Here is a 24,632-nt window from a genome sequence, read left to right on the forward strand (position 1 = left end):
GACATGGTTCTGAGGGGCGTTCCGATCCCGGACGAGCGCCTCGAGACGAGAGCGGTCATCCGGAGAAACTTCGAAGCTGATACCCGTGCGCATGCCGCAGACTCGCACGCAAAGCCGACAAGGGGAATCCCCATCGGGACTCCACTGTCGGGTTCAATCCACTAGGTGAGAATCCCCCTACTCCGCCGCGACCGCTGACTCCCCGCCCGCAACCGCGCCGCTGGCCCGGAAGCCGGCGATCTCGGCGTCCGAGTAGCCCCATTCGCCCAGGATCGCCGCGCCGTGCTCGCCGATGGCGGGCGCGCGGGTGAACGGGCCGGGGCCGTCGATGCGCGGCTGGCCGGGAATGTGCGGCATGGGCACGGTCCCGGTCTGGGCGTGCTCGACCCAGGCGATGGCCTCGACCGCCCTGACGTGCTCGTTCGCCATCAGGTCGCCATAGGTCTGGACGGGCGCGTTCATCAGCCCGGCCTCGGTCAGCGCCGCGGCCCAGTCGGCGGTGGAGCGGGTGGCGAAGACCTCCCGGATCATGGGCATCAGCACGGCCTCGTTCTCCAGGCGCTTCTCGCGGCTGTCGAAGCGCGGGTCGTCCTTCCATTCCGGCTTGCCCATGACGTCGCAGAGGGTGCGGTAGTGCGCCTCCCGCATCGCCGTGATGTTGATGAAGCCGTCGGTGGTCTCCATGGTGCCGACGGGCACGTAGAGCGGCTGGCTCGGCCCCTTCTCCAGATGGAACTCCATGATCTTGGCGGCCTGGAAGGCGGCGGCCGACTGCATCAGGTTGTTGTCGATGTAACAGCCCCCGCCGAAGCGGAACTTGCGCATCAGCGCCGTGGACAGCGCCTGGAAGCCGTAGAGGCCGGTGATGACGTCGACGGGGATCATGTTGAGCCGCTGGGGCAGGCCGTCCTTGTCGCGGTTGACGGTCATCAGCCCCGAATAGGCCTGGATCACGGCGTCGGTCACGGGCCGGTTCGAATAGGGGCCCTGCTGGCCGAAGCCGGTCACCGAGAGGTAGATGACGTCGGGGTTGAATTCGCGCACCTGCTCGTAGCCGAGGCCGAATTTCGCCATCACGCCGGGGCGGAAGGCCTCCACGATGACGTCGGCCTTCTCGGCGATGCGGCGCGCGACGCCTTGAGCGTCCGGGTTCTTCATGTCCATGGCCAGCGAGCGCTTGCCGCGGTTGAAGGCGATGGAATGGGCGCACTGGTCGCCATAGACCGCGCCGAGCCCGCGTCCCCAGTCGCCCTCCGGCGGCTCCACCTTGATCACGTTGGCGCCGTGCTGGGCCAGCAGCATGGTGGCGTGCGGGCCGGCGATGCCCTGGGTGAAGTCGAGCACGTTGACGCCGTCGAAGGCGCGGGGGTCGGTGGACATCGGGCGGTGATCCTCTCCTGATTGGCGTTTTCTGTTTAGCGCCTAGTGGCTGCCGCCGTCGATACGGATGATCGCGCCGGTGGTGTAGCCGGCGTGCTCGGAGGCGAGATAGAGCGCGGCGCCGACGATCTCGTCGGGCTTGCCGCCGCGCTGCAGCGCGATGGAGCTGCGCGCGCGCGCCTCGAAGGCTTCCATGTCCCAGGCTTTCGAGATGTCGGTCAGGAACGGGCCGGGCATGATGCAGTTGACCCGCACGGTCGGGCCCAGCGCGTCGGCCATGGCCTCGGTCATGGCGTTCAGCCCCGCCTTGGCCGCGGCGTAGGTGATGATGTTCTTCTTCGGCCGGATCGCGGCCACCGAGGAGATATTGACGATTGCGCCGCCGCCGTCCGCGATCATGCGCTCGCCGATATTGGCCATCAGGCGGAACGGCCCCTTCAGGTTGAGATCGAGGACCTTGTCGTAGAGCGTCTCGGTGATGCCGACGGGGCGGTCGTAGATCGGCGACATGCCGGCATTGTTGATCAGCACGTCGACCTTGCCGAATTCGTCATAAGCGGCGTCGGCGAGACGGTCGCAGTCCTCCCAGTCGGCGACATGGACGCCAAGCGGAAGCGCCTTCCGGCCCAGCGCGCGGATCTCGTCGGCCACGGCCTCGCAGTTCTCCAGCTTGCGGCTGGCGATGACCAGGTCGGCCCCCGCCTCGGCGAAGCCCAGCGCCATCTCGCGGCCCAGCCCGCGGCTGCCGCCGGTGATCACCACCACCTTGCCGGACATGTCGATGATGTGTTTCGCGGTCATGGTCCCCTCCCCCGAGATTGACCGCGCCATTCTTTCAGGAAGCCGCGCGGCTGTCATGGGGGTCCCTCGATGGGCCTCCCCGAGCACGCATTCCCTGTCACCCCCGCCCCCCTGTGCGGGGGTCCGGGGAGCCGGTCAGATCGGCCGCGTCGCCTCGGTCAGCCAGTGGGCGGTGTCGGCATCGAGGGCGCCGAGCCTTTCGCGCACCCCGGCGTGATAGGCGTTGAGCCAGTCGCGCTCCGCCGCGGTCAGCAGGTCGGCGTCGATCAGGCGGCGGTCGATGGGCGCATGGGTCAGGGTCTCGAAGCCCAGGGTCTCGCGCTCGCCGCCCGGCGTCTCCACCGCGACCACCGTGACCAGGTTCTCGATGCGGATGCCGTATTCGCCGGTGCGGTAGTAGCCGGGCTCGTTGGAGACGATCATGCCGGGCTCGAGCGGGACAGCGTTCGGCAGCTTGGAGATGCGCTGCGGCCCCTCGTGGACCGACAGATAGCTGCCGACGCCGTGGCCGGTGCCGTGGTCGAAGTCCAGTCCCGCCTGCCACAGCGGCAGGCGCGCCAGGGTGTCGAGCTGGCTGCCGGTCGTGCCCTTCGGGAAGCGCGCCGTGGCCAGCGCGATATGGCCCTTGAGCACACGGGTGAAGCGCTCCCGCATCTCGGCGCTGGGCTCGCCGATGGCGACGGTGCGGGTGATGTCGGTGGTGCCGTCGAGATACTGCGCGCCGGAATCGACCAGGAAGAGCTCGCCCGCCCCCAGCGTGCGGTTGGTCTCCTCGGTCACCCGGTAGTGGACGATGGCGCCGTTGGGGCCGGAGCCGGAAATGGTATCGAAGGACAGGTCGCGCATCAGGTTGTCCTCGCGGCGGTAGCCCTCCAGCTTCTCCGCCGCGGTCATCTCGTCGACCGTGCCCGGCGCCTGCGCGTCCAGCCAGGCGAGGAACTTCGTCACCGCCGCGCCGTCGCGGACATGGGCGGCGCGGGCGCCGGCGATCTCGGCTTCGTTCTTGCGCGCCTTGGGCAGCGCGGTGGGATCGCTCCCCCGGACCAGTTTCGCGCCCGCGGCGGCGAGGCGCTCGGTGACGGCGGCGACGGCGGTGGCCTTGTCCACCAGCACGGTCCTGTCCGCCAGCCGATCGAGCCCGTCCAGGAAGTCGCCCGGCGCATGACGGCGCACCTCCCCGCCCAGATGCGCGATGGTCGCGTCCGACAGCTTCTCCGGCGCCATGTAGAGATCGACCGCCGCGTCGGCGTGCAGAATGGCGAAACCGAGCGGCAGCGGCGTACGGGGGACGTCGCCGCCGCGGATGTTGAGCAGCCAGGCGAAGGACTCCGGCAGTGTCAGCACGGCGGCGTCGACGCCCTTCCCGGCCAGTTCCGCGGCGATCTCCGCGCGCTTCTCGGCCGACGGCCTGCCGGCGAACCTGTCTTCGTGGGGCACGACCGGCGCCATGGGCGCGGCGGGGCGTTCGGTCCAGATGGCGTCCACCGGATTGCGGTCCACGGGAACCAGCGCGGCCCCGGCGGCATCGGCGGCCTTCGCCAGGCGCTTCAGCCCTTCCTCCGTGTGCAGCCAGGGGTCGTAGCCCAGCCGGTCCCCGGCCTTCAGCGCTTCCCGCAGCCAGTCGCCCGCGGGCTCCTCGGTGATGTGGCGCGGCTCGAAGAGGTCCAGGTCGACCTGGTCGCGCACCTGCAGGGTATAGCGGCCATCGACGAAAACGGCGGCGCGGTCGTCCAGCACGATGGCGAAACCCGCGGAACCGGTGAAGCCGGTCAGCCAGGCCAGGCGCTCGGCCGAGGCCGGCACCCATTCGCCGAAATGCTCGTCATTGCGCGGAACGATGAAGCCGTTGATCTGCTGCGCCGCCAGTTCCGCCCGCAGCCGGCCGATCCGTTGCTTCGTCATCGTCTCTCCCCCGGGCGGTGGAGACGCAGCGCGCTCCAGCCGTTTTCACGCCAGTGCTCTGCCAGCACCAGCCCTTCCATGCGATAGCGTGACATGACCATCGGCATCTGCCGGGTCAATAGTCCCGCCAGGATCAGATCCCCGCCCGGCGCGACCCGGGCGGCGATGCCGCCGGCCATGTCGACCAGCGGCCGCGCCAGGATGTTGGCGAAGACCAGGTCATAGGGCCCGCGCGCCGCGACCCAGCGCTGGCGGACGCCGTCGGCGACTTCGAAGCGGCAGCGGTGGGCGGCGTCGTTGATCCAGGCGTTCTCGCGCGCCACCTCGACCGAGCGGCGATCGATGTCGGTGCCGGTGCAGACGGCGCCGGTCAGGCGAGCCGCGGCGATGGCCAGAATGCCCGCCCCCGTGCCGACGTCGAGCACGCGGCAGATGGGGCGGCGGCGCGCGACGCCCTGCAACAGCGTCAGACAGCCCGAGGTGCTTTCGTGGCGGCCGGTGCCGAAGGCCTGACCGGCCTCGATCACCAGGTCGATGATCCCGGCTGGCGGCGGCGAGTCCCAGCCGCCGCGGATGTGGAAGCGGCCGATACGGATGGCCGGCAAGGCGGCCTGCGACTGGGCCACCCAGTCCTGCTCGACCAGCGGCTGGATCGTGGTCTCGCCCGGCAGCGGCCATTCGGCGGGCTCGTGATCCAGGATCGCCTCGACGCGCCAGCGTCCGTCGTCGGCGCGGAACACCGCCGTCGACAGCGGCAGTTCGCCCAGCGCCCGGTCGATGTCCTCCAGGCTGGCCAGGTCGGTGAGCGTCACCGCCTGCCAGTAGCCGTCCGTTCCGTCATTCATAATGGCGTCGTCCGCTGTCCTCGAAGGCGATGGGCGTGCCCAGGATCTCCCGCACCAGCTTCAGGCGGATGGCCCGGGCGAAATCGACATAGTCCGTCGCCGTGACCAGAAAAGCCCCGGGGCCGACGATGACGTCGGAGCGGAAATAGTGATCCAGCCGCGGCTCCTCGTTCAGGATGGCGACGGCATTGATCTGCACCCCGGCGCTGCGGGCCAGTTCCCGCGCCTCGGTCGGCAGCCGGCCTTCGTTGGAGCCGCCATCGCCGGAAATGTCGATGACGTGGCGCAGTGCCGCGTGCTCGAGCTCCGCCAGCAGGGCCACGCCATGCGCCATGGCCTCGCCCAGCGCGGTGCGGCCGCCGACCACCTGCCGTCCGGTCGCGGAAATGCGGTTGGCGAGCCGGTCGGCGTCCGCCTGCTCCCGGATCAGAATCCACGGGATGACCTGCGCCTGGGCGCCGGCGCCCGACCACTGCACCAGGGTAACCGCCAGGCCGCGCGGCGCGCCGGTCAGGATGGCGTATTGCACCGACGGATGGCGGAAGGCCGTCGCCAGCCCCGCCATCTGCAGCCGGAATTCGCCATTGTCGACGCTGGTCGAGGTGTCGACCGACAGCACCAGCGCCATGTCGATCCGCTCCTGCGCGGCGGCGGGCGCGGGAAGCGCGGCAAGAAGGAGCGCGAGACCGGACAGCCATCCGACAGCCCGCCTCATCGGGGCTTCAGATGGGCCCAGAGATGCCATCCCATCAAACGCCCGCCCGGCCAGTTGGTCACCGGCAGGGGCGGCGCGTACATGAAGCGCTTGTAGGTCCGCGTCACGCGGAAATGGGGGAAGTCCTTCTCCAGTTCCGCGCGGTCGTAGACCTTGCTGTAGGGATTGCCGGCGCCGTCGGTACTTCGGTGGATAAAGTTCGACATCTTCAGATATTCGCCGAGCCCGGCCTGTTTCGCGTTGTCGTAGTGCTCGGCGTAGATGCCGGAGCCGCGCATGCCCATCGTCATCATGGCAGCGAGCCCGAGGCGGCGCAGCACGGCGATCGCCAGCAGGTAGTTCAGCGACCACTTCGCGTACATCATGACCACCAGTTCGCCATCGTCGCGGATCAGGCGGCGCAGTTCCTTTTCGGCCGTCGCAATATCCGGCACGTGGTGCAGCACGCCATGGCTGAAGATGATGTCGAAGCTGTCGTCCGGATAGGGCGCGTCCAGGATCGAACCCTGCCTGATCTCGTCGAAGGGCAGGCCGCGCAGGCCGAGGCGCGTGCGGGTTCGGTCGACGGCCTCGTTGGTCAGGTCCAGACCCGACCATTCGCCGCCGCGGCGGATGATCTGTTCGGAATCCGCGCCCTGCCCCAGGCCGATCTCCAGCACCTTCTTGCCGCGCCAGTCGATGGCGTCGAGGCAGCCCAGGATGTGGCCTTCCTTGGCGTAGCGGAAGGCGTCGTAACGGTCGAAGAAGTCGAGATAGTCGTCCTTCAGCCCGCCGACCTGATGATCGCCGCAGGGGTGCGTCTCCCAGAAATCGGCGACTTGAGCTTCGTTCATCCGGCGGGGCCTCAGGGGTTCAGGGCATAGCGGCGCAGGAACAGTTCCAGCGTGACGAGCGTCCAGATCAGCTTTTCGTGATTCTGACGGCCCTGTTCGTGGTCGTCCAGTATCCGGGCCAGCTCCGTCCCTTCGTAGAACACCGCCGAGCGGCTGTCAGCCCCGGCAAGATGGTCGCGCACCCAGTCGCGCATGGTGGTGCGGAACCATTCGTTCACCGGTACGCGGAAACCGACCTTGGGCCGCTCCAGGATTTCGCGCGGCAGGATGCGGCGCATGCCTTCGCGCAGCAGCCATTTGTCCTCGCCGCCGCGGATGCGGCAGTCGTCGGGCAGGCTGGCGACCAGTTCCGCCAGTTCGTGGTCCATGAAGGGCATGCGCGCCTCGATCGAGGCCGCCATGGTCATGCGGTCGCCACGCTCCAGCAGGTTGTCGGGCAGCCAGGAGGTCTGATCGAAATGCTGCAGCCGCCGGAGCGGACTCGCGCCTTCACGGACCTCGAAGGGGGTGGGGTCGAGCCCGGCCGGTTCGATGCCGGCCTTCAGCAGCCGCGCCAGCGCCTTCGGCCCCAGCACCCCGAACCAACGCGGGAAGCGGTCGCGCACATCCCGCTCCGACAGACTGTCGAACAGCGTCTTGATGCGGCGGAAGCGGTAGGGGAGCGCGGCGACCACGGGCCGGACCAGGCCTTCATGCAGGACGCCCGGCATCAGCGCGTGATAACGCGCAGCGTGACGCTCGGCGCGGTGCTTCGGATAGCCGGCCAGGATCTCGTCCGAGCCTTCGCCGGTCAGCACCATCTTCACCGACTTGCGGGCCTCGGCCGACAGCAGGTGAATGGGGATGTCGGAGGGCTCGGCCACCGGCGCATCGCGAAAGCCGATGAGCTCGGGCAGCCAGTCCATCAGCGTGTCCGCCGAGACCTCCAGTTCGTGATGGCGCGTGCCGAACTGCCCCGCGATCTGGCGGGCGTAGCCGAGTTCGCTGTATTCGCCCTCGGCGAAGCCGACGGAGAAGGTGTTGACCGGCGGCCCGCTCACCCGGCTCATCAGCGCGACGATAGCCGAACTGTCGATGCCGCCCGAGAGGAACGCGCCGAAGGGCACATCGGCGATCATGCGCAGTGAGACGGCTTCCTGCAGCTTGTCCATGAAGGCGGCTACCGGATCGCCCCCGGCGGCGCGCGGCTCGACCCGGCTGTCCGGCGTCGTCCAGTAACGGCTGACCGTGACTTCACCGCCCTCGCAGACGGCGATGCTCGCGGGCGGCAGCTTCTCGATCCCTTCGAAGAAGGTATGCGGGCCGGGCACGTAACGGTAGTTCAGGTAATGCGGCAGAACCGAGCGGTCGAGCCGCGCCTCGACACCCGGCGCAGACAGCAGCGCCTTGATCTCGGAAGCGCAGTAGAATCCGCCCTCCGGCCGCCGCGCGAGGAACACGGGCTTCTTGCCGAAGCGGTCGCGGACGACCGTCATGCGGCCCTGCTCATGCTCCCAGATGATGTGGGCGAACATGCCCCGCAGCCGCTCTGCCGATCCCGGTCCCCATTCGGCGTGCGCCGCGAGTACGACCTCGGTGTCGGAAGTGGTCCGGAAGGCGTGGCCCAGCGCCGCCAGTTCCGTGCGCAGGGCCTGGAAATTGTAGACCTCGCCATTGAAGACGATCGACAGCCGCCGCCCGTCGGGCGCGGTGTAATGCATTGGCTGGTCGCCGGTCGAGAGATCGATGATCGCCAGCCGTCGGTGACCCAGCGCTCCCTGCCATGCGCCGTCGGGACTGGTCGCCAGCAGCGCGCCCTCGCCGTCCGGACCGCGATGGGCGATCCGGTCGGTCATGGCCTTCAGCGCTGCGGCGCCGGGCGCGGAGCCGGCCGGCAGATACCAGCCGGCGATACCGCACATGCTGCGCCTGCCTTGCCGCTACTTGTAGGGATCGGCGGCGTCGCGCAGACCGTCGCCCATGAAGTTGAACGCCAGCACGATGATGATCACCGGCGCCATGGGCCAGAGCAGCCAGGGCGTCAGCACCACGGCGTTGAGGTTCTGCGCCTCGTTGAGCAGCACGCCCCAGGAGGTGATCGGCGGCCTCAGGCCGATGCCCAGGAAGGAAAGCGCTGTCTCGCCCAGGATCATCGCCGGAATCGAGAGGGACGCCGAGGCGATCAGGTGGCTCATGAAGCTGGGCAGAAGGTGGCGGCCGATGACGCGGGTCGGACTCGCCCCCATGAGCTGGGCCGCCACGGTGAAGTCCTCCTCGCGGAGCGCCAGCAGCTTGGAACGGACCGCGCGGGCCAGCGATGGCCAGTCGAACAGCGCCAGGATCACCGTGATGCCGAAGAAGATCAGCAAGGGCGACCAGTTGGCCGGCAGCGCCGCCGACAGCGCCATCCACAGAGGCAGTTCGGGGAAGGAACGGATCATCTCGATGATCCGCTGGATGATGTTGTCGACCCAGCCGCCGTAATAGCCGGAGATGCCGCCCATCACGATGCCGAGGATGAAGGACAGCGTGATCCCGAACAGACCGACGGTGAGAGATATCCGCGCGCCATGGACGATGCGGCTGAAGATGTCGCGTCCGAGCCGGTCGGTGCCGAGCAGAAAGAACGAACCGCCCTCGGCCGGGCAGACGAAATGGAAGCTGCCGGGCACGAGGCCGAAATAATCGTAGCTGTCGCCCAGACAGAAAAAGCGCAGCGGCTGCACTTTTTCCGGGCTGGGTGTGTAGATGCGCTGACGCATCACCTCGTCCTTCTCCAGGTCGTAACCATAGACGAAGGGACCGACGAAGCTGCCGTCGTGGAACAAGTGGATCGTCTGCGGCGGCGCCAGGATGTGCTTGGCATCGCGGGTGTTGAGGTCGTAGGGCGCGATGAATTCGCTCATCAGCACCGAGAGGTAGAACAGCGCCAGCACCGCGGCTGAGATCATCGCCAGCTTGTGGCGGCGGAACTTCCACCACATGAGCTGCCACTGGGAGGCGAGGTAGAATTTCTCCTGCTCCGGCGTCAGCGTCTCGCGCGACTGGGGGTCGAAGGGCTGATCGTCGACCCAGTGACGCAGCTTGTCCTCGGAGTCCGAAACGCTCATTTCGCTACGCCCCCGCCCAGCCGGATCCGGGGATCGAGCATCGCCAGAAGAAGGTCGGAAATCAGCATGCCGACCACGGTGAGGAACGCCAGGAACATCAGGATGGAGCCGGCAAGATACTGATCCTGGCTCTGCAGCGATTGCAGCAGGATCGGGCCGAGCGTCGGCAGCTGCATCACCACGGCGACGATGGCCGAGCCGGAAACGACGGCGGGCAGCAGGTTGCCGATGTCGGCGATGAACGGGTTCAGCGCCATGCGCACGGGGTACTTGATCAGCAGCCGGCCGGGCGGCACGCCCTTGGCGCGTGCAGTCACCACATACTGCTTCTGCAGTTCGTCCAGCAGGTTGGCGCGCAGCCGCCGGATCATGCCGGCGGTGCCTGCGGTGCCGATGACGATCACCGGCGCCACCAGATGCGCCAGCACGGAACCCGCCTTGCCGAGCGACCAGCCCTCCGAGAGGTATTCGGGGTCCATCAGGCCGCCGATGGAGACGCCGAACCAGAGATTGCCGAAATACATGATGATCAGCGCCAGCAGGAAGTTCGGCGTCGCCAGGCCGAGATAGCCGAGGAAGGTGAAGCCGTAGTCGCCGATCGAGTACTGCCTTGTCGCCGAATAGACGCCGATCGGGAACGAGACGATGTAGATGAACAGGATCGTGGTGAAATTGAGCAGCATAGACAGGAACAGACGGTCGCCGACCACATCGGCCACGGGCAGGTCCTGTTCGAAGGCCCAGCCCCAGTTGCCCTGCAGGATGCCGTCAAAGCCGTTGGGCCCCGGCCAGAGCCCGACCCACATGCCGTACTGGACGATGGCCGGTTCATCGAGGCCGTATTGCTGACGCAGGAATTCGACCCGCTCCAGCGCCGCGGCCTCGCCCTGGGCCTGCAGTTCCTTGACCAGGTTCGACAGGTAGTCGCCCTCGGGGAGCTGGATGATCACGAAGGTCACGATCGAGATCACGACCAGTGTCGGGATCATGATCAGCAGGCGATGGATGATGTAGGTGAACATCGTCTGGTCTCGTTCCGTCTTCAGCGGGCGGCGGTGCGCAGGGATTCGGGCTCGTACCAGAACGTGTCCGGATTGTAGATGCCGAAATAGGCGCCCGGATCCCAGTGGTAGACGCCCTTCTTCGGCACATTGCGCAGGCCGCGGCGCACCACGACCGGCTGCGGTACGGAGGTGACGACGCCGATGGAGTAGACCTGCTCCACGTTGATCTCCAGCATCTCGTGCCAGATGCGGCGTTTCTCGGCGGTGTCGGTCGACAGCTTCCAGTCCTTGTAGAGCTCCAGAAGCTTCGACGGCAATTCCATGTCCGGCGGCGAGCCCATGGTGCCGCCCGATTCGTGATGCAGTCCCCATTTCGGCCACTGCAGGCCGAGCTGACTGGTCGGCGCCAGTTCCTCGGGACTCATCTCCGGCGTGGCCAGGCCCGCCTGGATGCCGTTCCAGACCGAAACCATCGCCAGGCCCGCGGACACGCGGTTGCGGAAGGTGTCGCGCTGCGAGGGCTTGATGAACAGCTTCACGCCGACTTCGCGCCAGGTCTCGCCGATCAGTTCCAGGATGTCGATCTGCTGCGGATCCTCGCCCGAAGTCTCGACGATCACTTCCAGCTTGCGCCCGTCGGGCAGCAGGCGGATGCCGCCGCTCCGTTCCGTCAGGCCGAGTTCGTCGAGCAGTGCGTTTGCGCGCTCGGGGTCGTATTCCGCCCAGCGTTTGGCGTAGCTCTTTTCATAAAGGCGGCTGCGCGGCAGCACGGTGTTGTTCTGTTCCCGCGCATCGCCGAAATAGATCACCTCGTTGATCAGTTCCCGGTCGATGGCGAGGGAGAGGGCGCGGCGGAACCGGACGTCGCGGAGCAGCTCTCGGTAGTATGGATCCCCGTAGTTGAGGTTGGGGAACAGAGCCATTTCCGCGCCCATGGCCGTCTCCCAGGCGTAGACGTCGTAATTGCCGCGGTCCTCGGCCTCCTTCAGGAAGGTCCAGTCCACCAGCCGGATCCCCAGCGCCTGCAGATCGGTCTGACCGGAGCCGGCCTGGGCCGGAATCAGCGCCGGCGAGGCGACGGTCAGGATCATGCGGTCCAGATAGGGAAGCTGCCGGCCGTTCTCGTCGACCTTGTGAAAGTAGGGATTGCGCACCCCCTCGAAGCGGCCCGTCGACTTGTCTTCAGTGCGGTTCTTCCAGGGCTGCAGCGTCGGCTGTTCGATGTTGTCGAAGCGGTACATCCGGTCGCGGCGGTTGTGCAGGGAGGCCCAGTTGGGCCGCTGCGCCGCCTCCACCTTGCGCGCCAGCTCTTCGGGATCGGCGTGGTTGACGTGGAACTGCTTCAGGTAGTGGGCCGGCCGGTAGATGAACAGCGGCGAGGCGCCGGCGAGGCGCGGCAGGAACTGCGGGTTCGGCGCCGGCCAGGTATACCGGACGGTGTATTTGTCGGGGAACTCCACCACCGGGGAATGCCCCTCGACCTGCAGATAGGCCGGAACGCCGCCGGGATTGAGTTCCTCGTTGAGGACCAGATCCTCCCAGAAATAGCGGAAATCATCCGACGTCAGCGGATGACCGTCGGACCACTTGTGTCCGCGGCGCAGGTGGAAGGTGAAGATGCGGCCTTCCTCGACCGTGAAGTCCTTCGCGATGTCGGCGACGAAATCGTAGTTCCGATCATAGCCGACCAGCCGGGCGTAGCTGTAGACTACCATGTGGCGCAGATAGCGGTCGCGCGGGATCAGGATGTTGAGATCGCCGCCATGCAGGCCGGCAGACCTGTTCTGGCCATAGCTGACCACCAGTGGCTCGTCCGGCAGCCGCTCATTGACCGGCGGCAGTTCGCGGGACTCGACCTGCTGCTCGAACCACGGGGTTTCGATGTAGCTCTCTGCCGCCGCGCCGGTGACCGCGCTGAGCCCGACGAACAAGGCTGCGAGCCATCGGATCATGCCGCGATCTCCCTGATATCGGCGGTGCGCGCCGCGCGGACCCAGTGTCCGCCGCCGATGTCGATCAGCTCGAGCTCGGTCGAACCATCGACGGTGAAGGGCCGCGGCCACTCCGAAGGGATCGAGGCCTTGCCCTCCATGAGCGCCGTCAGGTCGAGCCGTTCGTCGGGATCGGGCTTCGGCACCGCGTTGAGCAGCGCGCGCGTGTAGGGGTGGATGGGGTTGTTGAACAGGGTCTGGCGTTCGGCCGTCTCCACCAGCCGCCCCTGGCACATCACGGCGATCCGGTCGGCCATGTAGTCGATGACGGCGAGGTTGTGGGAGATGAACAGGTAAGTCAGCCCCAGCTCTTCCTTCAGATCCTTCAGCAGGTTGAGCACCTGCGCCTGGATGGACACGTCGAGGGCGGAAACGGGTTCGTCGCAGATCAGCAGTTCGGGCTGCAGCGCGAGCGCGCGGGCGATGCCGATGCGCTGGCGCTGGCCGCCGGAGAAGCTGTGCGGATAGCGGCGCAGGAAGCGCTCGTCCAGGCCGACAAGGTTCATCAGTTCGCGCACCCGCTCGACCCGCTCCTCCTTGGCGCAGACCTTGTGGATCACCAGGGGTTCGGAAATGATGTCCAGGACCGTCATGCGCGGATTGAGCGAGCTGAACGGGTCCTGGAACATGAACTGGACCTTCCGGCGGTAGTCGAAGAGCCCCTTCCCCTTCAGGCTCAGCACGTCGACCATGTTGCCGCGGTCGTTGAAGGTGACCTCGCCGCTGTCCGGGCTGAGCGCGCGCATCAGAACCTTCGAGGTCGTGGTCTTGCCGCAGCCCGACTCGCCGACCAGGCCCAGGCATTCGCCGCGTTTGATGTGAAAGCTGACATCCTCGACGGCCAGCACGCGGGCGGCCTCCTTGGAGGTCAGAACGCCGCTCTTCTTGATGGCGAAGCTCTTGGAAAGTCCCTTGACCTGCAGCATCGGCTTGTCGGAATCGGCCTGGTCCGTGGGCCAGTGCGCCTTCTTCTCCATAAGCTTGCTGCCGACCTTGGTCTTGATCTCCCGGATCGGGACGAGGCGCTCGCCAGGCTCCATGTCGAAGCGCGGCACGGCGCGGAGCAGCGCCTTCAGATAGGGGTGCTCGGGGGCGTCGAAGATATCGTGCAGCGTCCCCCGCTCCATCACCCGTCCGTGGTACATGACGACGATCTCGTCGGCCATGTTGGCGACCACCCCCAGATCGTGGGTGATCATCAGGATGGCCATCTTCAGTTCTGCCTGAAGATCGTTCATCAGCTTCAGGATCTGCGCCTGGATGGTCACGTCCAGCGCGGTCGTCGGCTCGTCGGCGATCAGCAGCGCCGGCCGGCAAACCAGCGCCATGGCGATCACCGCGCGCTGGCGCAGGCCGCCGGACAGCTCGAACGGATAGGTCCGCATCGCCTTGGCCGGATCGGGAAAGCCGACCAGGCCCAGCATTTCCTCGGACACCTCGCGGGCGTACTTTTCGCCCTTCTCATTGTGCAGGCGCAGCGCCTCCGACACCTGGTCGCCGACGGTGTGCAGCGGCGACAGGCTGGTCATCGGCTCCTGGAACACGATCGAGACCTTGGAGCCGCGCAGCCGCCGCATCTGGGCGCCGTCGCGTTTCAGCTTGGTGATGTCGACGAAGCTGCCCGGCTTCTCGGGATCGAACAGCAGGATCTCGCCCTGATCGATGCGCGCGGCCTTGGGCAGGATGCCCATGATCGCCTGGGAAATGACCGTCTTGCCCGAGCCCGATTCGCCGACCAGCGCGACCGTCTTGCCCTGGGGCACCCGGAAGGAGACGCCGTCGACCGCCCTGATCACGCCTTCGGATACATGGAACTCGACCTTCAGGTCGCGCACGCGCAGCACGTTCGTGCTCATTCAGAACGGTCCCCCAACCTGTTCGGGAAGGTCCAAGCCCATGGCGCCCGCATTCTGCCGTGTCATGGCGTCAAAACCGATTCCGCGCTCCGCGGCGGCGGAAAAGGCCGCTTCGGCCAACCGGTCGAAGTCCTGCATCGCCGAATCCACGCGTATCGCTGCGCCGCCCCCCTTGATGTTCAATTGCATCCACCCCGACGTTCTATCGCGCCAGGTTGAATAAAATCTCAACGTCACCTCGTCCAACTCGTCCCATCGCACCGACCTCGCCAGCGGACCGCGCTGACGGACCGCCTCCGCATCGACGATCGTGACGCTCAACTGCCGCGCCACCGTCCTGACCGCAAACCCAGCAAAAAGAAGGCCAAGTGCACCGAGCAGCCAGACCATGACAGAAGAAAGTGGGACAAACAATGCCGGACCGGCAAAGACTGTGAGGCCGATCACCGCCCTGAGATAGTCTCCGCGAAGCGCCCGCGGCGGATAGCGGTATTCCCCTGCCCCTTGGGTCATTGGCGCGCCAGAAGGGTCTCGGCGGCGCACGTCAGCCCGTCCAGATCGACGGCGCCCGCGAAGACCGGCGCCGGAGCCGACAGCGCTGTCCGGACGGCGGCGGCGAGCGCCGGCGCAGCCAGGCCGGATTCATGCACCACGCGCAGCCCGAAGGGCGCCAGCGCCGCCGCCCGGCGCAGCTGTTCGGTCTCGCTCTCGCCTTCGAACGGTACGACCACAGCCCGGGTTCCGCACTGCATAAGATCTACGGCCGTGTTGTAACCCAGTTGGGACACCGAAAGCACCGCCCCGCGCAGACGGGCTCGGAAATCCGGCGCCACTGATTCGAAGACCGAACCCGATGCGGCCGCCGCCCGCCATTCCTTCAACCGCGCGGACGGCGTTCCCGCGCCATGCCGGAACCGCCAGCGGTACGGAACCTTGCCGCGCAGCAACGCCGAGGCCCCGACCGCAGCCTCGAACAGCCGCTCCCCTGATGCCCCGCCACCGGCCGAGACCAGAATTTCGCCCTCGCCGGCCGGCCCCGGCATGGGCTCCGCAAGATATCCGGTGTGCACGATTCGTCCCCGGAAAGCGCCGATCCCCGGTACGCTGTCGACGATCGGCGTCAATCGGGCATCGCCATGGACCAGCAGCAGGTTGAAATACTGCTGCAGCCAGGCCAGCGCTTCGGACTCCCGAGCGGGGCGGCGGTTGACGATGTCCCGGACCGAGCAGGCGATGGTCCGGCAGCGCCCTTGCGCCTGGTCGAGCAGCGCCAGCAGTTCGAAGCGAAGCTGGCGGCGGCCGAGCGGAAAAAGTTCGATCACCAGAATGTCGGGCCGGCGTTCTTCGAAGATCGCCAGCAGTTTGTCGCGGCGGCGGCCGAGAAACTCGTCGTCGACGTCCCGCCCCTCCCCATCGATCAGGCCGGAGAACCGCAGGTCCTTCGCCCGAACCGGCGGCAACTGGCGGAACTCGACGTCGGACGGCAGCGCGATCTGGGGCGCGGGCGGCCCGCCGGAAACCAGGGTGACCGCCGCGCCGTGCTCGGCCAGGGCGCCGGCCAGCATGGCCATGCGCTTCAGATGGCCGACGCCCAGCAGGTGCTGGACATGGATCATGACCCGATCCGTCATCGCCGGAGCGGCAGGTTGATGGTGACGGGCCGCAACGCGCCGGCCGCGAAATCGAGGACCTGTCCCGCCGACCAGTCGATCTTCTCCGGCGGATCGGCGGTCATGTCCCAGCCCCAGGCGCGGGCCAGCGCCGCCCGCATGACACCCTTGTGGGTGACGAGAATGGCCCGGTCCGTGTCCAGTTCCGCCAGAAAGCCGAGCAGCCGCTCGCCCACTTCGCGCGGGGTTTCGCCGCCGGGCGGCCGCATGTCCAGCCCCCTCGCCTCCAGCGCCGCCAGACCCGCAGGGTCGTCCGCACGAAGTTCGGCGTGGGTACGGCCTTCCCATTCGCCGAAATCCATCTCCGTCAGCCGCGGTTCGATCCGCGCCCTGTCGAGTCCGAGAAGTTCGGCGGTCCGACGCGCCCGGCCGAGCGGGCTGACAAAGGCCGGGGCGCCGGCGAAGTCGGCCGGCAGGGTGTGGCCGCGTTGCTCCAGGCGGCCCTCTGCGGACAGCGGCACGTCCGTCCGGCCCTGGATGCGGCGCCCGGCGTTCCAGTCCGTGCGCCCGTGGCGGATCATCAGGATGCGCATATCCGCCCCAGGATGCTGTTGAGCCGCGCCGCGGCGGCGGCGAAGCCGTGGCGTGCGCCGGCATGTCCCCAGCCACGCTGACGCAGACGGCTGTATAACGCGCGCTGGGTCATCACCCGCGCCAGGACACGGCCGAAGGCGACCGGGTCGCGGGGCGGAACCAGCAGCCCGTTGACGCCGTGGCGGACGACCTCGGATACCCCGCCTTCATTGCCCGCCACCACAGGCAGACCCCGCGCCGAAGCCTCGATCAGGGCCATGCCATAGGCCTCGTTGACCGCCGGCCAGACCAGCAGATCGTGTTGACGATAGACCCGCGCCAGGCGTCCGGCCGGCAGCGCGCCCACGAAATCCACCCGGCCGCGGTACGGTGCGAAGGCCTGGCGAACATGCCGGGCGGCGACGCCATCGCCCACCACGGTCAGCCGCCAGGGAAGGTGGCGTACGCCGGCGAGGGAACGGGCCAGCAGACGATAGGAATGCAGCTTGTCGCCCGGGCGCATCATGCCGACGGCCAGCAGCCGCCGCGGCAGCCGGCCCGCCTCCCGCCTCGGCCCGGCGCGCAGGGGGGCGAACGGGGTCAGGTCGAACAGCTTCTCCGGCGCGACGATGCGAGCCAGTCCGGCCCGGTCCCGCGCGGTCAGGCAGAGCACGCCGTCGGCGCGCGCGATGGCGTCCAGCGCGGCCCGCGCGAAATGCGCGTGCGGCCCGATCAGACGCCGTGCCGAATGGCTCGCCTCGGCCACGACATAGGGGATAGACAACCGTTCGCAGATCATCGGCCCGATCAGATCCGGCGCCTTGTAGTAGACGTGATAGGTGAACCAGAGGTCCGGTGGATCCTCAAGCAGGCGCGCAGCCAGCATCGCCGCCTCCTGCCGGGCCTGGGAGACGATGCGGCCCTGCGCCGCCGCGTCGCCCGCCGCCTCCCGGGAACGCAGCCGGCTGGCCAGGAAGACCTCGTGGCCGGCGGCGCGCAGCGCGGCGATCATCTGCCGCGCCATCGCCCGGTCCCCCGAAGGACGCGGATGGTCGGGTGGCTTCAGCGGCGCGTAGAAGGCGATACGCATCACGCCGCCGCCAGCCCGAAACGCTGCGCCAGCCGGCCGATGCAGCGGTCGAGGTCGAAATCGCGTCGCACGATCTCCTCGCCCCGGCGGCCCATGCGCTCCGCCTGTCCCGGGTCGGCCAGCAATTCCTCGATTGCGGCGGCGAGTCCGGCAACGTCTCCTTCTGCGGCGAGACGACCGTTCTCCCCGTCGAGGATCAGTTCCGGAATGGCCGAGACGGCGGTCGCGACCACCGGCAGCCGCTGGCTCTGCGCTTCCACGATCACGTTGGGCAGTCCATCGCGGTCGCCGTCGCCGGTGACGCGGCTGGCGAGCGCGAACAGGCTCGCTTCCCGGCAGGCGGCCAGCACGGCCGACTGCGGCTGCGGGCCGCGCCATTCGACGCGGTCGGCGAGGCCGAGTTCGGCGGCCCTGGCCTGCAGCTTTCCGATCTCGCCGCCGCCGCCGATATGGACGAAGCGGAAGGGCGCCCGGACCCGCGCCAGGGCTTCGAGCAGATCGCCATAGCCCTTCTTCGGCACCGCCCGGCCGACCGAGAGGATCACCGGGGGCGCGGCCTTCGCCGGGGCGGACGGCGGCGGAAAGCGATTCAGGTCGAGGCCGTGATAGACCAGTTCCACCCGGCCCTCGGGCGCCAGCGCGGCGAGGTGGTCCGCGTTCACGCCTGTGCAGGTCACGGCCCAGGCGCAGGCCGCCAGCTTCTCGCGCTTCTCCCATTCGGGGCTGGTCCAGATATCCTTGGCGTGGGCGGAGACCGACCAGGGCAGACCCCGCAGCAGTGCGGCGTATCTCGCGACCGACGCCGGCGTGTGCAGGAAATGCGCGTGCAGCCAGGCGACGTCCGGCGGAAGTTCGGCTGCCATGACGAAGGCCTGGCCCAGCCGGCGCACCCGGTTGGCGGTCGGGTCGCGGGCGAAATCGCGCTCCCACAGCTTCAGCACCTGGCCGTAGGCCGGCAGCTCGCGGCAGGCAGCGATGGCACGCCGAACCCTTTCCGGCTCCTCCCTGAGATACTCGGGCAGATAGGCGACCGGCGCCTCGATCTCATCGTGGACCGGATGGACCGCCTGGTCGGTCGGATGGCGCAGCGACCAGATATCGATGGCGAGGCCGCGCCGCTCCAGCGCCCGGATCTCCTGTGCGATGAAGGTTTCCGACAGTCGCGGATAGCCTTTCAGGATGAACGCCGTGCGCCCCGCCATCGCGCGCCGGCTCAGCCGGCCTTGACGGCGATCCGCGCCGCCGTGTCGATGCGGTGCAGGAAGGGCCGCCCGCCATGCTCGTCGAAATACCGGTCCGTCGCCTGCCGCGCGCCCTCATAGGCGCCGTAGTCGTCGATGATCAGGAAGCCGCCGGCCGTCAGCCTGGGGTAGAGATGAACCAGTTCGTGATAGGTCGACTGGTACCAGTCCGTATCGAGCCTGAGCAGCGCGATCTCCTCCGGCGCGCGGTCGGGGATCGTGTCCTCCACCTTGCCCTCGACATAGTCGATCATCTCCGCCGGGTAGCCGGTCGCCGCCATGTTGCGCCGGACCTCATCGAGGGGTGCATAGGCCCATTCGTTGTGATCGCCCTTCTGCTGCATCTCCCAGCGCGCGATCGTGTCGGAGCCGTCGCGCTGGCGGACGTCGATCGGGTCCGGCTTCGTCATGCCGGCGAATGTGTCGTAGAGGCGGATGCGGCGGTCGGTGACGCCCAGATGCTTCAGGGTGAGCGCGATCGTCATGGCGCTGCCGCCCTTCCAGACGCCGCATTCCACGAACTCGCCCTCGATACCGAGGCCGACGATGTGACGCGTCGCGTTGAACAGGGCGTAGACGCAGTCCGGCGTGGTCATCGTGTAATCGCCGACGCGGGCGAAGATCTCGGCGAACTCCGGTTCGACGTCACGCGGCAGCTTGATCTGGCGGTTGCGCAGCGCATGCTGGGGAAGCTTGCGGAAGGTGAAGTCGTAGCCGAACTTCAGCGCAAGCTTTTTCAGCGGTTTCGCGGACATCAGGCGGCGGTGGCGGGGTTGCGCCCCAGGCGCGCCGCCCGGGCCTTGCGGTAGGGCTCGGGCAGGCGAAGCTCGGTGTCCCGATGGCGGAAATGGAACCCGAGGCTGATGCGCGGCTCGTCAGTGGTGTTGTGGAAGGAGCCGTGCACGGTGTAGGTGTGCGCCACGACCGCGTCGCCGGGCTCCAGGATCATCGGCACCGGCTCGCGGAAGGCGCTCATGTCGCATTCCAGGTTCTCCAGACCGAACTCGTCGGTCGCCACCCAGTGGTACATCCGGCCCAGCCTGTGGGTGCCCGGTACGAACCAGATGCAGCCATTGTCCTCGTTCGTCGCCGTCATGGGCACGAACAGGCAGCAGACCCGGGAATCCGACAGGCCCCAGTAGACGCCGTCCTGATGCCAGTGCTTGGTACGCACCTCGTTCGGCAGCTTGGTGAAGGCGAAGCTCTGCAGCAGTTCCGAGGGGCCGTTGAACCGTTCGATCGTGCCCTGCACCACATCGGAGCGCATCGCGTTCTCTATCGCGGCGGATTTGAGATGGATGTCCTTCTGCGACCGGTGGTTCTGGCTGACCAGACCCTCCACGTCGGCGCGGATCGCGCCCAGCGTCTCCGCCGGAACATGGCCGCGCAGGATGACATAGCCGTCACGGTTGAACGCTTCCGCGGTCGCCGCGTCCAGCCCCGGACCGGGCTCGGCGGGCACGAAGGCCTGGGGTTCGATGAAATCGTTGATTGCCATGGCGGCTATCTAATCACTTTAGGCAGTGCGGGAAACCATCTTGCCGGGTCCGGAACGTCGCGGCGGCTATCCCACCGCCCGCTCGGCGCGGCTGAGCCGCGGCTTGGCGCGGACCAGCCAAGGCTCGGCCAGGCGGTTGACGTTGGTCAATCCCTCGAGCAGGCCCGGAACCACCACCTCGGAGGGGCGCTTCTGGCGCGGCATCCGCCTGAGCGCGGCCGCCATGGCCGCGGCGTCGCGCTCCCCGTCGTCGGCAATCATCTGCACCAGATCGAGTTCGGCGGCGCGCTCGGCGCGGATCGTCTGCTCCAGCCGGGGCACGCGGCGCGGCACGATGATGGCGCGCTTGTCCAGCGAGAGTATCTCGCAGAAGGTGTTGTAGCCGCCCATGGCCACCACGCCGGCGGCGCTGGCCATAAGGTTCTCGAAATGCGGATCGAAGGTGATCGCCTCGACGCGCTCCAGCTGGGCGGCGCGCTCGTGGAAGCTGGCCTGCAGTTCCGGCGGCATGAACGGGCCGAGCGCCAGCAACGCCGGATAGGGTAACAGCGGGTCGCTTTCATAGGCTTTCAGCACCCAGTCGATCAGCCCCTCGCCGTCGCCGCCGCCGCCTGTGGTCACCAGCAGGAACGGGCGCTGCGTGATCTCCGGCAGAGAGACAGACGCGGCCGTCCCGGGCCGGCGCGGCAGATAGCCGGTATAGACCATCTTGGACTGCACCTTCGGCGTCAGTTCCATCCCTTCGAGCGGATTGCAGATCTGGGGCAGGCCGTAGACCCAGATATCGTCGTAGAGATCCTCCAGCGCGGGCATGACGTTCTTGCGCTGCCATTCGGGCGCCAGCAGCTTGGGCTCGTCCATGACGTCCCGCAGGCCCAGCACAAGACGCGTGCCTCGGCTCTTCAGCATCTCCAGCGTCGCCTTGACCTCACCGCGCAGACCCAGCGGCTCCTTGTCGACAATGAAGATGTCGGGATCGAAGCTGGCCGCGGTGTGGCGGATGATCGAGGCGCGCAGATCGAGCGTGTCCTCGATGTCCATATGCAGGTTCAGCGAGGTGTACTCGCCGTTGCGCAGCTTGATGACACCCGGCACACGCACGAAGTCGACGCGCGCGCGAAAGTCGAAACTGCCGATGATCGGCGAGCCGGAGAGAATAAGAACCGACAGGTTCTTGTGGTTCTCGACCAGCGAATGCGCGATCGTCCGGCATCTGCGCAGATGACCCAGCCCGAAAGTGTCGTGACTGTAAATCAGCACGCGCGATCCACGGCTTGTAGCCATGCGAATCCCCGATACGCCCCAGATTTTCGCCGGACTATGCCAGATCGTTGCAAGAACCGTAAATGATCAAATTGTCGGCTGTCACAGATTGTGGGTGCCTGTCCGGTCAACTAATGTTGCGTGGCGCGCATGGCCTGGAGGGGTACGGATGCGGGCCACTCAGCCCGCATCAGAGGGGAAGCGGATGGAACGGAACGTCTTCAGCTTCATTCTGAAGTACAGCTACAAGCAGCAGATCGTGCTTGTGGCTATGGCTGTGATCAACATGCCGCTGACCCTGCTGGGCTACACCCTTGTCGAGAACATCGTCAACGAGGGCATCCAGGGTTTCCGCAAGGTCGAGCGCGAGGTGACCAACGCCGCCGGCGAGGTCGCCACCAAGACGGAAAAGGTGCCGATCGATTTCCCCGAGGCTGTCTTCGGCATCGGCCCGGAATTCGATCAGGTCACCTTCCTGTTCATCCTTGTCGGCGTCTTCCTGGCCAACATCCTGCTGCTGCAGGGCATCAAGTACGCGCTGAACGTCTATCGCGGCGTCACCGCCGAGCGCATGCTGCGCCGCCTGCGCTACAACCTGTTCAACCGCATTCTCCGCTTTCCCCGCCGCACCTTCCGGAAGGTGAGCCAGGGCGAACTGATCTCCATGATCACCGCCGAGGTCGAACCGCTCGGCGGTTTTGTCGGCGAGTGCTTCTCCCTGCCGGTGATGCAGGGCGGCATCATGCTGATGTCGCTGGGCTACATGCTGATCGCGGACTGGAAGCTGGCGCTGGCGGCCGTGGCGCTGTACCCGCTGCAGTTCTACATCATCCCGAAGCTGCAGAAGCGCGTGAACATGATGGGCAAGGAACGCGTGCGCCGCGTCCGCAAGCTGTCCGAGAAGATCGGCGAGAGCGTCACCGGCGTCACAGAGATCCACGCCAACGACACCTCCAACCTGGAACTGGCCAACTTCTCCCACCACCTGCACGGCATCTACACGGTGCGCCTCCAGATCTACATCTGGAAGTTCGTCATCAAGTTCGTGAACAACTTCATCCAGCAGCTCGGCCCGGTGATGTTCTATTCCATCGGCGGCTATCTGGTGATCATCGGCGACCTGGATCTGGGCACGTTGTTCGCCGCGATCAGCGCGCACAAGGAGATCGGCGCGCCGTGGAAGGAGCTGCTGGGCTACTACCAGCGCCAGGCGGACGCCCGCATCAAGTACGATCAGGTGGTCGAACAGTTCCAGCCGGCCGGCCTGATGGCCGCCGACCGGCTGATGGAGGAGCCGGAGACGGTGCCGCACCTGCGGGGCGACATGAAGCTGTCCGGCGTTACCCTGACCGACGAGCAGAACAACAACCTGATCGACGGTCTTTCGGCGACGACGGCGCTGACGAAGCGGATCGCGCTGGTCGGCGGCGGCGGTTCCGGGCGCGAGGAACTGTTGCAGCTGCTCGCCCGCCTTGAGGATCCCGACCGCGGGACCATCGCCTATGGCGAGCACGACCTGTCGACCCTGCCCGAAGCCGTCACCGGGCGGCGCATATCCTTCGTCGACGGCGCGCCGGTGATCTTCAACATGAAGCTCGGCGACAACCTGTTCTACGGCCTGCGCCACCGGCCGAGGTCGGAAGACGCCTATGAGGGCGAGGAAAAGACCGAGCACGAGCGCTATCTCCGCGAGGCGCGGGCGTCGGGCAACCTCGACTACGACCCTGCCGCCGACTGGACCGATTACGACGCCGCCGGCGCCAGCGACCTCGCGAGCCTGCGGGCCGAGGGCATCGAATCGCTGAAGGTCGTCGGGCTCGACGAGGACATCTACCAGTTCGGCCTGCGCGGGCGCATCGATCCCGACAAGCAGCCCGACGTCGCCGAGGGCATCCTGAAGGCCCGGGCGGCGCTGGAGGACCGAATGTCGGACCCCGAGGTCGCGGCGCTGATCGAGCGCTACGATCCCGAAACCTACAACACCAACGCCACGGTGGCGGAGAACCTGCTTTTCGGCACCCCGGTCGGTGACACCTTCGACGTCAAGAACCTGGCCGAACACGAGTACATCCGCGAGGTGCTGCGCAAGGTCGACATGGAACGCGAGATGATCGCCATGGGCTATCAGGCCGCGGCGACCATGGTGGAACTGTTCTCCGACCTGCCGCCGGACCACGAACTGTTCCAGCAGTTCAGCTTCATCTCGGCCGACGACCTGCCCGAGTACCAGGCCCTGCTGGCCCAGTACAGCAAGGAGCAGATCGACGACATGCGGGAGGAGGAGAAGCTCCGCCTGATGTCCCTGCCCTTCAAGCTGATTCCGGCGCGGCATCGTCTCGGCATCATCTCGGAACCGGTGCGCGAGCGTATCCTTCAGGCGCGCAAGGCCTTCGCCGAGAACCTGCCCGACGATCTGACGGGTTCGGTCGATTTCTTCCATCCGGACGAATACAATGCCGCCGCGAACATCCTGGACAACATCCTGTTCGGGAAGATCGCCTACGGCCAGGCGCAGGCCCAGGAAAGGGTCGGCGCGCTGATCCGTCAGCTGATGGCGGAACTTGAAATCGTCGACACGGTCGCCGAGGTCGGGCTGGAGTACGACGCCGGTATCGGCGGCTCGCGGCTTTCGGCGTCCCAGCGGCAGAGGCTGGCCCTGGCCCGCGCGGTCGTGAAGCGTCCAGACGTGATGATCCTGTCGGAGGCGACGGCCTCGCTCGACAGCAACAGCCAGGCGCGCATCCTGGACGGACTGCTGCGGCGCTTCGAGGGCGGCGGCCTGATCTGGGGCGTGCACCGCGCCGCGATGGCCGAACGCTTCGATCACGTGATCGTCGTCAAGGGCGGCAAGGTCGTGGAGAGCGGGTCGTACGAGGAACTGAGCAAGGACGGCACCGCGCTGCGCGAGATGATCGACAACGAGGCCGCCTGAGTACCGGCG

The 24,632-nt window shown here is 67.3% G+C and carries 20 protein-coding genes; 1 reads left to right on the forward strand and 19 read right to left on the reverse strand.

Going from position 1 to position 24,632, the window contains the following annotated elements; all coding sequences use genetic code 11:
* Positions 1-177: 177 nt before the first annotated feature.
* The 19 genes from CWC60_RS02355 to CWC60_RS02445 form a co-directional block, all read right to left on the reverse strand.
* Positions 178-1,380, reverse strand: coding sequence for a CaiB/BaiF CoA transferase family protein (locus CWC60_RS02355; protein ID WP_109792458.1), 1,203 nt, complete (start codon positions 1,378-1,380; stop codon positions 178-180).
* A 42-nt stretch (positions 1,381-1,422) separates the two neighbouring features.
* On the reverse strand, positions 1,423-2,181 hold the full coding sequence (locus CWC60_RS02360; protein WP_109792459.1) for an SDR family NAD(P)-dependent oxidoreductase: 759 nt from the start codon (positions 2,179-2,181) through the stop codon (positions 1,423-1,425).
* A 135-nt stretch (positions 2,182-2,316) separates the two neighbouring features.
* Positions 2,317-4,083 (reverse strand): aminopeptidase P family protein, encoded by a 1,767-nt coding sequence (locus CWC60_RS02365; RefSeq protein WP_109792460.1) that lies wholly within the window; start codon positions 4,081-4,083, stop codon positions 2,317-2,319.
* Complete coding sequence (locus tag CWC60_RS02370; RefSeq protein WP_109792461.1) at positions 4,080-4,928, reverse strand: 50S ribosomal protein L11 methyltransferase; 849 nt, start codon at positions 4,926-4,928, stop codon at positions 4,080-4,082. The genes CWC60_RS02365 and CWC60_RS02370 overlap by 4 nt, the downstream gene beginning before the upstream one ends.
* Positions 4,921-5,643: a DUF1194 domain-containing protein gene (locus CWC60_RS02375; RefSeq protein ID WP_164516326.1), complete on the reverse strand. Its 723-nt coding sequence runs from the start codon at positions 5,641-5,643 to the stop codon at positions 4,921-4,923. The genes CWC60_RS02370 and CWC60_RS02375 overlap by 8 nt, the downstream gene beginning before the upstream one ends.
* Complete coding sequence (locus CWC60_RS02380; RefSeq protein WP_109792463.1) at positions 5,640-6,476, reverse strand: class I SAM-dependent methyltransferase; 837 nt, start codon at positions 6,474-6,476, stop codon at positions 5,640-5,642. Before CWC60_RS02380 ends, CWC60_RS02375 begins: the two co-directional genes overlap by 4 nt.
* A gap of 11 nt (positions 6,477-6,487) precedes the next feature.
* Entirely contained in the window at positions 6,488-8,377 is a 1,890-nt protein-coding gene (gene asnB, locus CWC60_RS02385) for an asparagine synthase (glutamine-hydrolyzing) (protein ID WP_109792464.1), read from the reverse strand.
* 18 nt (positions 8,378-8,395) lie between these two features.
* Positions 8,396-9,565: an ABC transporter permease gene (locus tag CWC60_RS02390; protein WP_109792465.1), complete on the reverse strand. Its 1,170-nt coding sequence runs from the start codon at positions 9,563-9,565 to the stop codon at positions 8,396-8,398.
* Positions 9,562-10,587, reverse strand: a complete 1,026-nt coding sequence (locus CWC60_RS02395; protein ID WP_109792466.1) for an ABC transporter permease — start codon at positions 10,585-10,587, stop codon at positions 9,562-9,564. The genes CWC60_RS02390 and CWC60_RS02395 overlap by 4 nt, the downstream gene beginning before the upstream one ends.
* A 20-nt stretch (positions 10,588-10,607) precedes the next feature.
* Positions 10,608-12,521 carry an ABC transporter substrate-binding protein gene (locus CWC60_RS02400; protein WP_109792467.1) on the reverse strand — a complete coding sequence of 638 codons (1,914 nt, stop codon included), beginning with the start codon at positions 12,519-12,521 and terminating at the stop codon, positions 10,608-10,610.
* On the reverse strand, positions 12,518-14,416 hold the full coding sequence (locus CWC60_RS02405) for an ABC transporter ATP-binding protein (RefSeq protein WP_109792468.1): 1,899 nt from the start codon (positions 14,414-14,416) through the stop codon (positions 12,518-12,520). The genes CWC60_RS02400 and CWC60_RS02405 overlap by 4 nt, the downstream gene beginning before the upstream one ends.
* Positions 14,417-14,929, reverse strand: coding sequence for a hypothetical protein (locus tag CWC60_RS02410; protein WP_109796324.1), 513 nt, complete (start codon positions 14,927-14,929; stop codon positions 14,417-14,419).
* Positions 14,926-16,032: a glycosyltransferase family protein gene (locus tag CWC60_RS02415; RefSeq protein WP_109796323.1), complete on the reverse strand. Its 1,107-nt coding sequence runs from the start codon at positions 16,030-16,032 to the stop codon at positions 14,926-14,928. Before CWC60_RS02415 ends, CWC60_RS02410 begins: the two co-directional genes overlap by 4 nt.
* An 11-nt stretch (positions 16,033-16,043) precedes the next feature.
* Positions 16,044-16,619: a histidine phosphatase family protein gene (locus CWC60_RS02420; protein ID WP_109792471.1), complete on the reverse strand. Its 576-nt coding sequence runs from the start codon at positions 16,617-16,619 to the stop codon at positions 16,044-16,046.
* On the reverse strand, positions 16,607-17,689 hold the full coding sequence (locus CWC60_RS02425) for a glycosyltransferase family 4 protein (protein WP_109792472.1): 1,083 nt from the start codon (positions 17,687-17,689) through the stop codon (positions 16,607-16,609). Before CWC60_RS02425 ends, CWC60_RS02420 begins: the two co-directional genes overlap by 13 nt.
* The gene (locus CWC60_RS02430) at positions 17,689-18,891 is read right to left on the reverse strand and encodes a glycosyltransferase (protein WP_109792473.1); all 1,203 of its coding nucleotides are present in this window, start codon (positions 18,889-18,891) and stop codon (positions 17,689-17,691) included. The genes CWC60_RS02425 and CWC60_RS02430 overlap by 1 nt, the downstream gene beginning before the upstream one ends.
* An 11-nt stretch (positions 18,892-18,902) precedes the next feature.
* On the reverse strand, positions 18,903-19,685 hold the full coding sequence (locus CWC60_RS02435) for a TylF/MycF/NovP-related O-methyltransferase (protein ID WP_109792474.1): 783 nt from the start codon (positions 19,683-19,685) through the stop codon (positions 18,903-18,905).
* Entirely contained in the window at positions 19,685-20,428 is a 744-nt protein-coding gene (locus tag CWC60_RS02440; RefSeq protein WP_109792475.1) for a phytanoyl-CoA dioxygenase family protein, read from the reverse strand. The genes CWC60_RS02435 and CWC60_RS02440 overlap by 1 nt, the downstream gene beginning before the upstream one ends.
* A gap of 66 nt (positions 20,429-20,494) precedes the next feature.
* A complete protein-coding gene (locus tag CWC60_RS02445) occupies positions 20,495-21,712 on the reverse strand; it encodes a glycosyltransferase family protein (protein WP_109792476.1) in 1,218 nt (405 codons plus the stop codon).
* A gap of 184 nt (positions 21,713-21,896) precedes the next feature.
* Here CWC60_RS02445 and CWC60_RS02450 point away from each other — a divergent pair, with 184 nt between their 5' ends.
* Positions 21,897-24,623 carry an ABC transporter ATP-binding protein gene (locus tag CWC60_RS02450; protein ID WP_164516328.1) on the forward strand — a complete coding sequence of 909 codons (2,727 nt, stop codon included), beginning with the start codon at positions 21,897-21,899 and terminating at the stop codon, positions 24,621-24,623.
* Positions 24,624-24,632: the final 9 nt, after the last annotated feature.

Origin of the sequence: Minwuia thermotolerans, assembly GCF_002924445.1 — a bacterium.
GTDB lineage: Bacteria > Pseudomonadota > Alphaproteobacteria > Minwuiales > Minwuiaceae > Minwuia > Minwuia thermotolerans.